The sequence below is a fragment of the Fluviispira multicolorata genome, from assembly GCF_009208585.1.
In the GTDB taxonomy this organism is placed as follows: Bacteria; Bdellovibrionota_B; Oligoflexia; order Silvanigrellales; family Silvanigrellaceae; genus Silvanigrella; species Silvanigrella multicolorata.
In genome coordinates, this window is record NZ_WFLN01000006.1 from 107,067 (window position 1) to 121,330 (window position 14,264).

Genomic DNA, 14,264 nt, shown 5'->3' on the forward strand with positions numbered 1-14,264 from the left:
AATATTATTTTACCTTAAGATATAGCTCAGCCAATCGAATTTGGGGAATCGTCTAATGGCAGGACGACGGGTTCTGACTCCGTTAGTCTAGGTTCGAGTCCTAGTTCCCCAGCCACTTAAAAACAAAGTAATTTATATTTTTTTATAAATTCCCCTGAGCCTCATGAATGATTTTATTTATTATCAATAATAATTCAATAAATATCTCTTCCTATAAATTTTTTATCTGTGCTATTATGTTGATATATTGTGCACAGATTTCCAATCAGTCTTTTTCTTGGATAGGGAGATAGTATGAATAAGAAATCTCAATCAGACACGCCCACAACTTCACAGCAAACACAAAATGAACTTATCCAGTTACTTTTAAAAAAAAATCAAGAGAATAAGCAAAGAGATCTTTTAAAAAAATTATTAAAAATAAATTCGGAAAAAAAGACCAAGTATACATCTTAAATTTTTATATTAACCCAAATTTTTTATTAAATATTTTATAAAAACATGCTTTGACACATGTTTAATAAATAATTTATTTTTTCATCTTATTAAAATTAAATAGCATCTTCTATATTCTTTCTAATATTTAATTTTAATAATTCAGAATCTAAATTTACTAGAGTGTGTTCTCAAATATCGCAGAATACATCCTAATAAAAAATATTAATTAAATATCATAGCATATTTAATTAATCACATATAATATTTGACAAATATTTATAAAATAATTAATATCCATGAACTTTCGAATAAAATAAACTCAAGGAGTAAAAGTGCGATATTTAAATATGTCGATTAATGAGTTTGATTTATATCTAGATTATACAGTTTTTTCTAAAATGGCAATTATCAAGTAATAGTTTAGAAATTGGCATTATGGGAGCCTGCTTTACGGCACCTCATATTATATTTAGTAAAACAATTGGCAAAGCTGCAGACAAAATCGAAACTCACAAAATTCGGACAGTAAGTTTTGCATTCATGTTGATAGCCATGATCCTGTCACTGTATATTGCAAATATATTTTTTCTTTGCTCAATTGTCTTTTTAAAGAATATAGGCCGATTTGGCAATTCAGTTACAGTCTCTAAAATGTTATTGCCTGCTGAAACAGCTGCTCAATTTTATGAAAAATATGGTTATATTATTAACTCAAGTCGCATATGCATGCCGATCCTTTGTATATTATTATATAACAATGTTGGGCTATCTTCCTTACTCCATCTATCCATTTTTTTAAATTTAATTGGATTATATACATCTATCAGAATGAATGTCGTGCAAAAATCGGCACAACTTACAAAAGCTGATTGCGCAAAAAGCAACGGTGCAGAAACAAAAATCAGCAATGATAGGCTTTTATTGTTTGCTATTACATGCTTTATTTTATCTTCACTTTCCCTCTACCTCAGCAATGATCTTATTTCCTTTTTATTTATGAGTTTTGGCGCTTCCGAGACCAGCATAGGTTTACTAATCTCAGTTTTAGGACTTGGAGGAATCATGGGTGTCAGAATTGCAAAATTGCTCTTTCATTCACTGAGTCCAGAAAAAGTCATGCTATTGGCTTTACTCATGAACTCAATTTCTTTTTTTCTCTTCGGTTATGCGACTCAAAGTTGGCCCATATCACCAGTGCTCGCCTTTTACGTAGCAATAGGTTTCACGGGAATAGCATCTGGAATTTTAAGCCTGAGTTTCAAAACCATTTTGCAAGATCGCATTCCATTTGCTCAGATTGGCAGAGTAACAGCAACTATTCAATCCATTGCGGCCATCGTTGCAACAACTCTTCCTTTTCTGGGTGGTGCACTGGCAAAGTTTACCCATATCCAAATGCCATTTAAAGTGAGTTTTTTATTCTTTGCAATTGTGTTTTGTTTCACGACTTTCATTATTATTTTTTATAAAAATTTATTGATACCTAAAACTCAAGTCATAAAAACTTATTGATTAAAATATTCCTCAAAATTATATTCGAGGAATATTTACTGACAGGAAAATTCTTCAATATATTTACTACCATTTTCGCAGGAGAAAATTATCTTATAAAGAAAATTTTCTCACTAAATATTCTCGAATTCCTAATTCACTTCCTTCAAAATGCGGCAGAGGAATATCAGCAAAATTTTCAATATTAACCCAATTAAAATCAATAAATTTATCTGGCTCCATTACTTTTAAATTGCCTGCAAAAGAATTGCAATATAAAATTATAGAAATATTATGTACACCTTCATTAATATAGGTTTCTATATTATTTGTAACACAAAAAAATTGTGCATTTTCTATTTGTAAATTTGTCTCTTCAAAAATTTCTCTCTTTGCACAATCTAAGAAACTTTCACCGATTTCAAGCATACCTCCAGGGATGGAATAGAACCCATTGCCATGCTTACCAATTCTTTTTCCAATTAGTATTTTCTGATCTTTTTCTATTATAACTCCAATTCCTACACCAGGTTTCATATTTTACTCCTGTTTTTATGAAAGCTAATTTATATTTAATACTATCAGTATAAAGAAAAATCAATAAAATAATTCCACATAATTTTTTTTATAAAAAATAATTCATTTTAAAATTTGTAAAAATAAAAATTCACAAGTATAAGAGATTTATAATTCAACATGGAGGATTTTATGCTTATCGGTTTTAGTAGTAAAAAGTTCTTTGTTTGCAGCTTATCTTTTATATATTTAACTTCATGCCAAACACACAAAAACGTTTCACAAACGTCACAAAAAATTCAAAAGGATGAAACAGCATCAAAAAATAAAATTATACTTTATGTTTGGGATGGTCTTCGCCCCGATGTTTTAACAGATGAAAAAGCAAAAAATTCAATTCCTAATTTATTAAAATTTGCTCAAAACGGAGTTGAATTTAAAAATAATCATTCAGCTTACCCAACTTTTACAATGAATAATGCTCAAGTATTTGCAACTGGAGATTACTCTGGAAAAAGCGGCTTTTATGGAAATACACTTTATTATCCATGGCGTGCATTAAATAAAAATATTAAAGAACAAGCTCGTGATGCAACTGGAGCAGACATTACAGCATCTTTTCTGGAACCTTTTTTTACTCAAGATTACAAAATCTTACAAAGCATTGACCAACCACAAATCGATGAACCGCTTATACAAGTCACAACACTTTTACAAGAAGCACACAAAGCTGGATTGGTGACGGCAGTTGTAGGAAAATCCGGTTCTGCATTTATTCAAGACTATAAAGCAAATGGATATATCCTCGATGAAAAGCATGCCTGGCCTTTATCTTTTGCAAAAGAATTACAAGAAAAAAATATTAGCTTACCAAAAGGAACTCCAATTGCATATGAACCAGGACAAATAACTCTTGCAGAAAATAATGGAAATCCAATTAAAAGTGAAGCAATTCAATATTTAGGAGATAAGAGCGAAGGAACAGATCCTATACGAGGTAATAAATCTCCATATAATCCACAAAATTATTATATGTCTGATGTTTTTATTGATACAATTCTGGCTGAAAAAAAACCACAACTCAGTATTCTTTGGCTCAGAAATCCTGACTCAACTGAACATTATTATGGTCCTGGAACGCTGGCATATTATGATGCTTTGGCTGCAAATGATAAAATTTTAGGAAAATTAATAGCAAAATTAAAAGAATTAAACCTTGATAAAGAAACAAATATTATTATTGTTTCCGATCATTCACATAGCAATATTGTTGCGACCAAAAGAAATGATTCAGAAGGCTTTCCGCAACTTATGTATGATATGCATAAAATTGTAAAAGAAAGCGATGACAATAATAAAATTGGTCCTAAAACCATTGCAGAAAAGCATCATTCAAAAGTAAGCAATGAGAAACTTCTTATAACAAATGGCATATCTGTTTCAGGAACTGTTAGAACAGCTGATTTAATTACTAAGGCAAAACTAAAAACTCAAAATGGTCATCTTATTTCTGCATATGATGGAGGAGATTGTGCATTTAATGCGAGCTTAAGTGGTATCCGCAATGGGGATGGAAGTATTAATAAATCCTCTTTAGGGTACAACTCGGCGAATGGAATTTGCAAAGATAAATCAGGAAAAAACATTCCATTCACATCACAAGCGTATGCTGTTCCAAATAATTTATCTGATTCAGATAAAATTCAAAAAGTAATTATCGCTCCAAATGGAGGCACCGATTATATTTATATTCCAAATCATAATCCCAAAGTTTTGCAAGAACTCGTTGCCTTTTTTCAAAGAAGACAAGAATACAGTGCTATTTTTGTTGACGAACGAAGATATTTATTAGGTTCCCAATTTCCTCGCGGAACTCTTCCTCTTTCATATGTAAAACTTGCAAATCATTCAGGCAGAAATCCTGATATCGTTGTGAGCCTAACCAGCAATGCTCATGTTGTTGTGAATGGATTAAAAGGAACAGAATTTGATTCAACAGATGGCGACTGGCAAAGAGGAAATCATGGATCATTTGGTAAAATCGACATTCACAATACTTTAATTGCAGCAGGTCCTGACTTTAAATCAAACAAAGCAATTGAATTGCCTACAGGTAATGTTGATGTTGCACCCACAATTGCAACAATATTAGGGCTTAGCTTAGGCAATACAGATGGAAGACCTTTACTTGAGTCTCTCAAAAACTCTGGAGTAAGTGAAAATGACATAACAGTCACGAGTGTAAAAATCACATCTTCCGCTGCCTGTGATCTTGAAATTTATCATCCAACAACTCATCCATTCGATTTTAACTCACAACTTAAAAATAATTTTATTGATAAAGAAGTTAATAGTTTTTATACTGATTTAAAAGCTAAAATCTTAATTACAAAAGAAGGAAATCGGTACGTTTATTTTGATGAAGCCGAAGCAAAGAGACAACAAGGATGCCCAAAAATAGGATTTACCTTATTTGATTCAGAAGCAAATTCAAAAGTCGTTATGCAGGAGTGAAAACTTTTTCACTCCTATACTATATTCAGTCATTATATTTTTTAGGTAATCTTCAACTGACAAAATATCTTTTATTAAATTAACAGACTGCCCTGACCAGAGTGACATATAGTCACTCTTATTTTCTTTTTGTGCGCAGGATCTTATTTCTTTTGTCATTGCGTTCTGAATTGGGTATGGAAATACTTTATTTGAACTATTTTGCAATTTTGTAACAAATTTGTTACCTTTTCCTCTCGCCTTTTTTCCAGAAATTCTTTCCGTCATAATTATTTCATGCGCATGTGAATGCAATAAAGCATTTTTATATGCTTCTAACGCTGAACTTTCTTTTGTTAGCAAAAAACCTGTGCCAATCTGCACAGCAGTGGCTCCTAAAATTTTTGCTGCTAAAATCCCTCTTCCATTGGCAATCCCACCAGCCGCAATAATTGGTATTTTTATAGATTGCGCTACTTCTTGTAACAAAGAAAAAAGTCCAATTTCATCATTCTTATTTAAAAACGAACCTCTATGCCCTCCTGCTTCAAACCCTTGCACAACCACAGCATCACAACCACTTTCTTCAATTGCTTTTGCTTCCAATAAATTTGTACAACTCCCTATGATATAAATATTATTTTCTTTTAACTTATCTATCCACTTTTGTTTAGGAAGACCAAAGGTAAAACTGACAATTTTTACACCATGCTTAATAATGAAATCTATTTTTGCATCATTTTCCTCATTAATTTCTGCTGTCATTATTTTTGTTTTATAAATATTTAATTCTTTTTCAATTCTTGTTAAAATTTCTGGCTTTGTATATTTTGCTCTTTTCTTACTTTCTATAACAAATAAATTCACTCCAAATATCCCGTTAACTGTCTCTTTAACTTCAATAATTTGTTTTTCTAGAGCTTCTGCTGAAATATATCCTGCAGCAAGAAAACCTATGGAATTATTTTTAACGACTGCGGAGACAAGTGAAGGGGTCGAAATCCCCCCTGCCATGGGTGCTTGAATGATAAAATTCTTTAAATTATATTTTTCTTTAAACTCTTTACTTAAGAATTTTGGCAAGACTATGCTCATATTCGTTTTCCTTTATTTAAAATGAGAGAATAATTTTTTCATTAAAATAATTTAATCAATTCATATTTTTTGCACAAGAAAATTTACAGCAAAATAAAAAACAATTAAATATAGAATTAGAAATGAATAGAAAGTAACTTCTTAAAAACAAAACCCCCAGTTTTAGATATTTAAAACTGGAGGTTTAATTGGAGCGGGAAAAGGGACTCGAACCCTCGACCCTCGCCATGGCAAGGCGATGCTCTAGCCAACTGAGCTACTCCCGCACCTGAGAGTGTTTGTTTATTTACAGAAAGAGACCTTAGGAGTCAAGAGGTTTCCAGGAAAAAGTTTAAACCATATGAAAATCTAATTTAAACTATTGATTATTATAAGAAAACTGAACTTTCCAACGATTCCTTAAATCAAATGCCTGCACATTCTGAGATTCTAAAATAGGAACTGTCTTACTTGGAAAGACATTTGGATTCTCAAGAACAACTTTATTTTGAACTTCATACAAGATTGGCCATTCGGTTTGCTTACGGCTCATTTTTCCCTCTATTTGCCGAAAGTATTCCTCCTGAATTTTCCAATAGGAAAGGCTTTTTTCGAATAAAAACCCAAGTCTATTAAAGAGAGCTTGAACATTGCAGTCAGAGGCATAGCGAAGTATTTTTTCGAGATCAGGTGAAAATGTTATTTTTTTACATAGTCTTACAAGCTCATGAAAAGGGGGGCAGTGGGCGGGCCGCTTAAGGCAATCCACAAGAGATTTCTCAAAATTTGAAGCTAACAATGGAAATTCAATTTCACTATGCTTTAAAAGGTATGTATCAAGTCCATGTGGCTCAGGGCTTTGGCACCAAAAATAATAAACTCCCTCAAATTTAAATGAATTAAATTTTGTTGGGCTAACCACATACACAGTATCGTTTTCTTTTGGAAGCTCTTTTGCATGAAGTTGCAGAGCAGAGTGAAAACCAACATAACAGTATGGAGTTAATTTTGAGGCAATAGAAAAAGGTGAACTTTTTTCTCGATCTGGGCGTTCACCAATTTTTGTGACTCGATAAAGTCCTTGCCGAATAGGAAATATATATCCTCTTGTGGCAAGTTCGCTGAGTCGCTTACGCAAAGTGTTGCCAGTGGTTTTTAATTTTTCACGGGCATCTTCAATGGTGAAGATTTGTCCTTGTTTAAAATGTTCATAAATTCTTGGTAACTTCATGCATAATTCTCCAAATAGGCACTTATTTATTAATAAAGTGCCAATTAAAGGATACTTTTGGGAGTTTAGCACGCATGTTACTTTGCAATAGAAAAAGGTGTTAAGATGTTGACGGTAAAAAAGTGGCGAATTTTTTGGATTCGTTATTTATTCGGCAGTTTGGTTTTTTTTGTTCCTTTTTTTGTGATTTCATTAATATTCTCGTCAGGATTTGTTTATTTAGGTGAGAATACATCCTCTATATTTTTAATGATCATAAAAAGTCAGCCCAAACTGGTTTTAACACTTCTTTGTAAAATATTATTTATTTCTTGGTTAATTTGTCTAGGATTACAATTTATAACTTCATCCTTTAAATATAAATATAAAATAATATTTGGATTTGTGTTTTTTATTTGTGCAATAATAAGAGTTTGCTCAATGTACCCAGCGGTCACAGAGAATTGGATCATTGTCCAAAATTCAAATTTTATTCGAAATATAATTCAAAATTTATCTACCCTGCATGAATTATCAAGAAGAAAGACATTTGCTGAATGGCTCCCTTTTATTGCCCTTGCAATAGCATTCTTTATAAATCTAATAATTCATATGAAATATTTAATTCTCCAAAGCAGAGTAGTAAAAAAAGCCCGCTCAAGCATTCAAGTTGATGAGCTCGATTTAGAGTCAAGAATATTTTCAATTCAAGGTGTTTCCTTTGTTATATTTTTTATTTTTGGAACAATTTTTCTCTTTAATATGAACTCTTCATTAAAAATAAATCTACCTCAAAACAACACTCAACAAAATCGCCCAAATGTGTTTATATTCGCAAGCGATAGTTTACGTTATGATAGATTATTTGAAAAAAAATATGAAAATATAATGCCTTTTTTAAAAAGTAAAATTAAAGAAGCAGAGCTATTTAAACCTATGCTGGTAGGAGTGCCTAGAACATTCCCAAGTTGGGTAGAAATTGCGACAGGTGTTTATTCTTCAAACAATGGAGTCCGCACAATGTTTCCTTCAAGAAACACGCGACTCGGTAAAAAACAAACAATATTTGAAACTGCAAAAGAAAGTGGATACTCAACCATTTTTGTTTCTGATTTTGCCGGAGATATCTTTCCAAGATATCCTTTTGGTGCCGATGAAATCAATGCTCCAACTTCAAATTTACAATCTATGGTTGAAAATGGAATTATTTCAGGATTAAGTGCAATACAAGCCATCTTAACTCTACCAAATATGCAACGAATTATTCCTTCATTACTTGAAAGTCCTGAAATTTCTGACCCTCGTCTGGTAGCTAAAGCTTTTTCAGAGAGTCTCACCCATGTTGCTCAAATTTCTCGACCTGTATTTATAACAACATTTTTTTCAACTGCTCATTTTCCATATGCAGCCCCAGGACCTTGGTATTCAAAATTCCAAGAAAAAGATGCAAATGGAAATTATAAATTTAGAAAAAATCCAGACCAAAATGTTTTAGGCAGCAATGTAAATCAAAATATTTCTGAAATTTCAATTAAACAAACAATTTCTCTTTATGATGGTGGCTTAAATGCAATTGATAATACTTTAAAAGATTTAATGCATGAACTTGAAACAAAAGGATGGCTTAAAAACTCTATCATTTTATTCTTTGGGGATCATGGAGAAAATCTCTATGAAGGGAATTTAGGAATGGGACATGGTGATGGAGTTGCTGGAGAATATTCTAATGTAACACCACTCATTATTCTTACAAAGGGCAATACTGTTCCTATTCAATCACAAAAACCAATTAAAAATCTAGTAAGAACGATTGATATTGCTCCAACAATCGCAAGAAGAATTAATGTCCGTCTGCCTGAGCAAGACTTAGATGGCGAACCTCTCCTAGATTTAACTGAAAAATTACCAAACTTCCCTACTGGGCTTGCATATATGGAAACAGGTATTTGGTTTACCACAGGAAAATTAACTCCAGAAAATCAACCAAGAATTATTTACCCAGGAGTCACCTCTCTTTTAGATATTGATGAAGGAATGAATTTTGAATTTTATGTGCGTCCCTCCTACTCACAAGCAATACCTGGAGTAAAGGAAAGAGCTTGGGTGAATGATATCTATAAATTGATTGCAAGAACAACTCCATATGGCGTACAAACTTCTCTGTATTTTCGCAGCGACAAAGCTTCAGAGAATGATCTATTATTCAATCCAGAAAATATAAAAACTTATAAGCCTATTGCCATGGAAATGCTCAATCAGATGAACAAGTATTTACTATCGAGGGGAGTTGAAATTGTACCTAATGGAAAAGGTTCCTTCTTTTATTCGGAGAATATCAGCCAATGAAAAAAATGAAGCAGCACTATATCCGAATTATATTAAGACCCCTTAGAGCACTTAAACTATCTCTCATATATTTTTATGGTCGTGTGGCATTATCTTTAGCATTAAGAGGAATTAAAGTTCCTGGATTAAATAAAATAAAGAATAAAATGCCAAAGGGTGCCTTGGGAGCATATGAAAGACGTGTTTTAATTTATGAAATAAAAGGGGAGCGATATTCATATCGCAAAGGCCCGTTATGGTTTCGCGTTGCATATACAGCAATTACATATTTTTTATCAAAAAATAAATTTTGGTTGCTGATTGTTTTTAAAACCACAATTGCTGTTCTAGTAATAGCAATTCCTATTCTTATTTTTGTATTAATTCGTGGTGTACTTCCAGTACCAGAAAGAGTTTCTTATATTCCAATAAATACAAAGTTAAATGAAACATCGCAAAATAGAACTGATTGGTTATATACAGAAGCTCCTTTTAATAAAGATGATAATAAGACATCTTTTAACTATATTGATCCTGAAAATGCACGAGGCGTTATTATTACGCCCGTCATAGAAAGCAGTGCACCGGCAGGTCTAATTCATTTTGGGATTGGATATTATCCAAAAAAGTTAAATTTATTACGTGGATTTTTAACGAGTAACAACGCCCCACTCGCAGTTTCACGAAATAGAAATATTCCTATTGAAGTAGAAAATGGAAATAAATTAAGAATTCAATATTATTTATTTCCTCAAAATAAAAATTCTATAACTCAATGTAAAATCCAGTTGAAAGACCAAAATGGAAATATTTTAGCTTCCACCATTGAAACAACTCCACTCCAATTAAAACCAAGAGTTGCAAAATCACTTTCAGCTGCTTGGAATGAACGTTTTCTCCCCAATACAATTCCAAATTACGGAAAAATTGGAGAGTTTATAATAAATGTAAAAGCAGCGCCACAAAAAATCATTGCTAATGTTACAAATTTAAATGAAAATTTAGAAATTATAAATAAAGAAATCAGTTTAAATTCAAAGACAGAGGCTATTAAAGAATATCTTTTGAACCATCCACAAAAGAAAGGTATAGATGTAACACAAGATCCTTGCATCTTTGCTTTAGGAGATTTTAGCCTTGAAAGAATTGTAGTAAGTCCTCCTAAAAGACGTGGAATTGTCTTTATATTAGTAGATACGCTGCGAGCTGATACAGCCTACAATTCTGCTTTAATGCCAAATCTAAATGATTTTGCAAAGTCTCAAGGGATTCAATTTATGGAGCACAGAGCACAAGGTAACATGACTGTGCCAAGCATTATTCCACTCATGACTTCTAAATATTCCCGAGAAATAGGTTCAGTTGCTTTTACGTATGCAGCAGATGCAAAGATGCGCAAGAATTTTTATGATAAAAAACATCCACTGCTTGCCACTTATATGCAAAATTTAGGCTATAGGGTGGGGGCAATTGGTTGGTTATCATTATTTTCTGAAACGATGCAGGGCGGGGTTGACCTTGGTTTTCACAACGCTATTGTGTCAGAAACACCCGAATATGAAGCTCGCCAAATTACAGAACAAATGGGAAGTTGGTTAGAAAATTATGGAGACTCTCCATTCTTTTTATACCTTCATTACAATACAACCCATGGTCCATATAAACCTCCTCTTGAAGAAGTTGATTTAAAAAAATTCCTTTCAAAACCATTTGGGCTCAATCAAAAAAAACAATTTTATGATGGCACGGCACGCTACTGGGATAAAGAATTTTTAAGTATTATCCAAAAATTAAAAGATCTTGGTATATATGATGAAGTTGATATTATTATCACATCAGACCATGGTGCTCAATTGGACAGACAGCCTTGGAATTATTTTTTGGGTGTCCCACAAAATATCGACGGTGGATATGCCGACAAAGGAAGTTCATTATTTGATGAAGAAGTGAGGGTACCTCTCATTATTAAATTAGCAGATAATTTTAAAGGCATAGGAGAATCAATCAGCATACCTACTGCACATATTGATTTATTTCCAACATTATATAATTTAGCTGGAGGAAAAAGTGTAAGTAAACAATGGAGAGGGATAGATTTATTTCCAGCTTTAGAAAAGAAATCTTCACTTACATTTTTAGATATATTAAAAGATCGAAATAGTATTTATTTTGATGGGCATCGTTATGCCGGAATTCTTTATTGGGGAGGAGAGTTCAATCAAAAACCCATGAAATACGTTCGCCAACTTGCCCCCGATAAAATTAAACTTTATTTAACCCATAATCCTTGGAGTCAGCAGATCAGTTGGTATCAACCAGAAATTTTTTCAAATGTAAATTTTAGCAATCACACAGAAGATATTATACCAATGACTCAAAATAATAATTTGAAAGAACTGAGAAAAGCTTATTTCGAAAAATCACCCTCTGATAAAATCATTCGACTCACTGCAAAGTTCAGCGGAACATTTAATTTTTCAACTAAATTAAAAAAAATCGGAAATAATTTACCCAAAATATCTTTAGTACCAACAAATATAAAATACACAGAACAAGAAAATAAAGATATTATTCGATTCAATTTTCATGGAGAAATTCAGCCAGATGAAAGCATATGGATTAATTTAGGAGATAGTTCTTTAGAAGAAATTAATATATCTGACGATATCATTCCTGTCGCATGCCCAAATGGAAATAGAATTGATAAAGAGTTTTTAGTTGACACTCTGCAAAATAATATTTGTTCTTTTTTTGCTCCTCCAGATGGAATCATTGAAAGAAACTACACAAATAAGGATCATGTTATCATCTTCCAAAAAAGTTTATCCAATGAACAAGTAGAGCAAATTGAAGGAACGGGTGCTGGCGCAGCATTGCAAAATGCTCTGCGTGAATGGGGTTATGCAAAGTGAACCGAGCTAAATTAATGAATAAAAAACAATGCGAAGACGTATTTAAAAAACTCTCTGACATGTGGCCAAATGCTAAATGTGAATTATTACACAACAATCATTTTCAACTTTTAATTGCTGTGGTGTTAAGCGCACAAGCAACTGATAAATCAGTGAATAAAGCTCTTGACCCCCTTCTCATAAAATTCCCTCAATTTTCAGCTTTTAATCTGGTTGAAATGGGGGAAGAGGGATTCTTACAAATCATTCGCAGCATTGGGCTTGCTCCAACCAAAGCACGTAATTGTTTTAAACTTTCACAAATTTTAATTGATAAATACAAGGGTGAGATCCCCCTTGAAAGAGAGAAACTTGAAGCTTTACCAGGTGTGGGAAGAAAAACAGCGAATGTTATTTTAAATGTTCTTTGTGGCCTTCCTACAATGGCTGTAGACACCCACGTTGAAAGACTTTCACAAAGAATTGGCTTAGTGGCGCAAACTAAAGATCGTTTAAAAATTGAACAAGATCTTTTAAATATTGTTCCGAAAAAATATGCCGTGAAAGCACATCATCTGCTTATTTTTCACGGTAGATATCACTGCATAGCAAGAAACCCTAAATGCGAACTGTGTCCAATTGAGCCATTATGCTTTAAAGTGGGTCTTAAACATTGAATAAGAAATTCATAATATCGCCATCTTTACAAGAATAATCACGACCTTCTTTGCGATACAGTCCAGATTCTTTTACTTTTGCTTCACTGCCTAAGCGCATAAGATCATCATATGCATAGACTTCAGCGCAGATAAAGCCCTTTTCAAAGTCGGTGTGAATAACACCAGCTGCCTGTGGAGCTTTGCAATTTTTTGGAATCGTCCAAGCACGAATTTCTTGAACACCCGCTGTAAAATAGGTCATAAGTCCTAAAATTGAGTAACCAGCTTTTATCAACCGATCGAGTCCTGCCTCTTTAATATTTAAATCATCCATGTAAACTTTAGCGTCTTCAGGTTCTAATTGCCCCAGTTCCTCTTCAAGACGAGCAGATACAACAACAACTTGTGCTCCTTCTTTTTCAGCAATATCACGCAATATTTTTACATACTTTGAGCTTTGTCCATTGTCAGCAAGTTCATTTTCATTCACATTTGCTGCGTAAAGAACCTGTTTTCTTGTAATTAAATGTAAACTTTTTAAATAATCGTCTTCATCTTCATTTTTAGCCAAAAATGTTCTTGCTGGTTTGAGCTGTTCTAAGTGGTCTTTCAACCTAACGCCACACTCATGCGATGCCACTATTTTTTTGTCATTATTTTTTAAGATGCGAGCCATTTTATCAATGCTCTTAGAAACAGTTTCAAAATCACAATAGATGAGTTCAGTGTTGATAGTGTCAACATCCCTTGCTGGATCGGTGTTTCCATCGACATGAGTGATGTTTGAATCTTCAAAACAGCGCACCACATGTACGATAGCATCAACTTGCTTTATATGGCCTAGAAACTGATTTCCCAGTCCTTCACCACGGCTCGCACCCTTAACGAGACCTGCGATATCAACAAATTCCATAAAGGTTGGAACAATTTTTTTTGCTTTTATAATAGCATTAATTTTTTCCATTCTTTCGTCAGGAACAGCAACTCGCCCAACATTTGGCTCAATTGTGCAAAAAGGGTAATTGGCAGCTTGAGCATTTGCAGTTCGTGTTACTGCATTAAATAGTGTTGATTTTCCAACGTTTGGAAGGCCTACAATTCCACAATTAAAACCCATGTTATTCCCTCTTTTTAAAAAAGCTTTGCCTTCAAAAACGGCAGCGGGTA

The 14,264-nt window shown here is 32.9% G+C and carries 10 protein-coding genes and 2 tRNA genes; 7 read left to right on the top strand and 5 right to left on the bottom strand.

Annotated elements, in window-relative coordinates; genetic code table 11:
* Window positions 1-41: 41 nt before the first annotated feature.
* The 3 genes from GCL57_RS06885 to GCL57_RS06890 all read left to right on the top strand — a co-directional run bounded on the left by GCL57_RS06885 (window position 42) and on the right by GCL57_RS06890 (window position 1,950).
* Window positions 42-115, top strand: a tRNA-Gln gene (locus GCL57_RS06885).
* Window positions 116-294: 179 nt separating this feature from the next.
* Complete coding sequence (locus GCL57_RS14770; RefSeq protein ID WP_161597638.1) at window positions 295-456, top strand: hypothetical protein; 162 nt, start codon at window positions 295-297, stop codon at window positions 454-456.
* A gap of 417 nt (window positions 457-873) precedes the next feature.
* Window positions 874-1,950, top strand: coding sequence for an MFS transporter (locus GCL57_RS06890; RefSeq protein WP_152212622.1), 1,077 nt, complete (start codon window positions 874-876; stop codon window positions 1,948-1,950).
* Window positions 1,951-2,043: 93 nt separating this feature from the next.
* Here the strand turns inward: GCL57_RS06890 and GCL57_RS06895 are convergent, their stop codons facing one another.
* Complete coding sequence (locus tag GCL57_RS06895) at window positions 2,044-2,466, bottom strand: nucleotide triphosphate diphosphatase NUDT15 (RefSeq protein WP_152212623.1); 423 nt, start codon at window positions 2,464-2,466, stop codon at window positions 2,044-2,046.
* A gap of 171 nt (window positions 2,467-2,637) precedes the next feature.
* On the opposite strand from GCL57_RS06895, the gene GCL57_RS06900 reads away from it, so the two are divergent.
* A complete protein-coding gene (locus GCL57_RS06900) occupies window positions 2,638-4,959 on the top strand; it encodes an alkaline phosphatase family protein (RefSeq protein ID WP_161597639.1) in 2,322 nt (773 codons plus the stop codon).
* Here the strand turns inward: GCL57_RS06900 and GCL57_RS06905 are convergent.
* From GCL57_RS06905 to GCL57_RS06915, 3 genes are all read right to left on the bottom strand, one after another.
* Entirely contained in the window at window positions 4,936-6,033 is a 1,098-nt protein-coding gene (locus GCL57_RS06905; protein ID WP_152212625.1) for an NAD(P)H-dependent flavin oxidoreductase, read from the bottom strand. The two genes, GCL57_RS06900 and GCL57_RS06905, sit on opposite strands and share 24 nt — an antisense overlap.
* A 189-nt stretch (window positions 6,034-6,222) precedes the next feature.
* Window positions 6,223-6,299 (bottom strand) — tRNA-Gly (locus tag GCL57_RS06910).
* A 92-nt stretch (window positions 6,300-6,391) separates the two neighbouring features.
* Complete coding sequence (locus GCL57_RS06915; protein WP_152212626.1) at window positions 6,392-7,243, bottom strand: type IV toxin-antitoxin system AbiEi family antitoxin domain-containing protein; 852 nt, start codon at window positions 7,241-7,243, stop codon at window positions 6,392-6,394.
* A 420-nt stretch (window positions 7,244-7,663) separates the two neighbouring features.
* On the opposite strand from GCL57_RS06915, the gene GCL57_RS06920 reads away from it, so the two are divergent.
* From GCL57_RS06920 to nth, 3 genes are read left to right on the top strand one after another with little or no spacing between them, the layout of a single operon-like run.
* The gene (locus tag GCL57_RS06920; protein WP_161597640.1) at window positions 7,664-9,568 is read left to right on the top strand and encodes a sulfatase-like hydrolase/transferase; all 1,905 of its coding nucleotides are present in this window, start codon (window positions 7,664-7,666) and stop codon (window positions 9,566-9,568) included.
* A complete protein-coding gene (locus GCL57_RS06925) occupies window positions 9,565-12,459 on the top strand; it encodes a sulfatase (RefSeq protein WP_152212628.1) in 2,895 nt (964 codons plus the stop codon). The genes GCL57_RS06920 and GCL57_RS06925 overlap by 4 nt, the downstream gene beginning before the upstream one ends.
* Entirely contained in the window at window positions 12,456-13,115 is a 660-nt protein-coding gene (gene nth, locus GCL57_RS06930; RefSeq protein ID WP_211363239.1) for an endonuclease III, read from the top strand. Before GCL57_RS06925 ends, nth begins: the two co-directional genes overlap by 4 nt.
* Here the strand turns inward: nth and ychF are convergent.
* Entirely contained in the window at window positions 13,105-14,214 is a 1,110-nt protein-coding gene (ychF, locus tag GCL57_RS06935) for a redox-regulated ATPase YchF (RefSeq protein WP_152212630.1), read from the bottom strand. The two genes, nth and ychF, sit on opposite strands and share 11 nt — an antisense overlap.
* Window positions 14,215-14,264 lie beyond the last annotated feature (50 nt).

What these genes read in the sequence shown, in the direction of transcription:
- GCL57_RS14770 (WP_161597638.1), top strand. Translation starts at nt 295, where the DNA reads ATGAATAAGAAATCTCAATCAGACACGCCCACAACTTCACAGCAAACA.
- GCL57_RS06890 (WP_152212622.1), top strand. Translation starts at nt 874, where the DNA reads ATGGGAGCCTGCTTTACGGCACCTCATATTATATTTAGTAAAACAATT.
- GCL57_RS06895 (WP_152212623.1), bottom strand. Translation starts at nt 2,466, where the DNA reads ATGAAACCTGGTGTAGGAATTGGAGTTATAATAGAAAAAGATCAGAAA.
- GCL57_RS06900 (WP_161597639.1), top strand. Translation starts at nt 2,638, where the DNA reads ATGCTTATCGGTTTTAGTAGTAAAAAGTTCTTTGTTTGCAGCTTATCT.
- GCL57_RS06905 (WP_152212625.1), bottom strand. Translation starts at nt 6,033, where the DNA reads ATGAGCATAGTCTTGCCAAAATTCTTAAGTAAAGAGTTTAAAGAAAAA.
- GCL57_RS06915 (WP_152212626.1), bottom strand. Translation starts at nt 7,243, where the DNA reads ATGAAGTTACCAAGAATTTATGAACATTTTAAACAAGGACAAATCTTC.
- GCL57_RS06920 (WP_161597640.1), top strand. Translation starts at nt 7,664, where the DNA reads ATGTACCCAGCGGTCACAGAGAATTGGATCATTGTCCAAAATTCAAAT.
- GCL57_RS06925 (WP_152212628.1), top strand. Translation starts at nt 9,565, where the DNA reads ATGAAAAAAATGAAGCAGCACTATATCCGAATTATATTAAGACCCCTT.
- ychF (WP_152212630.1), bottom strand. Translation starts at nt 14,214, where the DNA reads ATGGGTTTTAATTGTGGAATTGTAGGCCTTCCAAACGTTGGAAAATCA.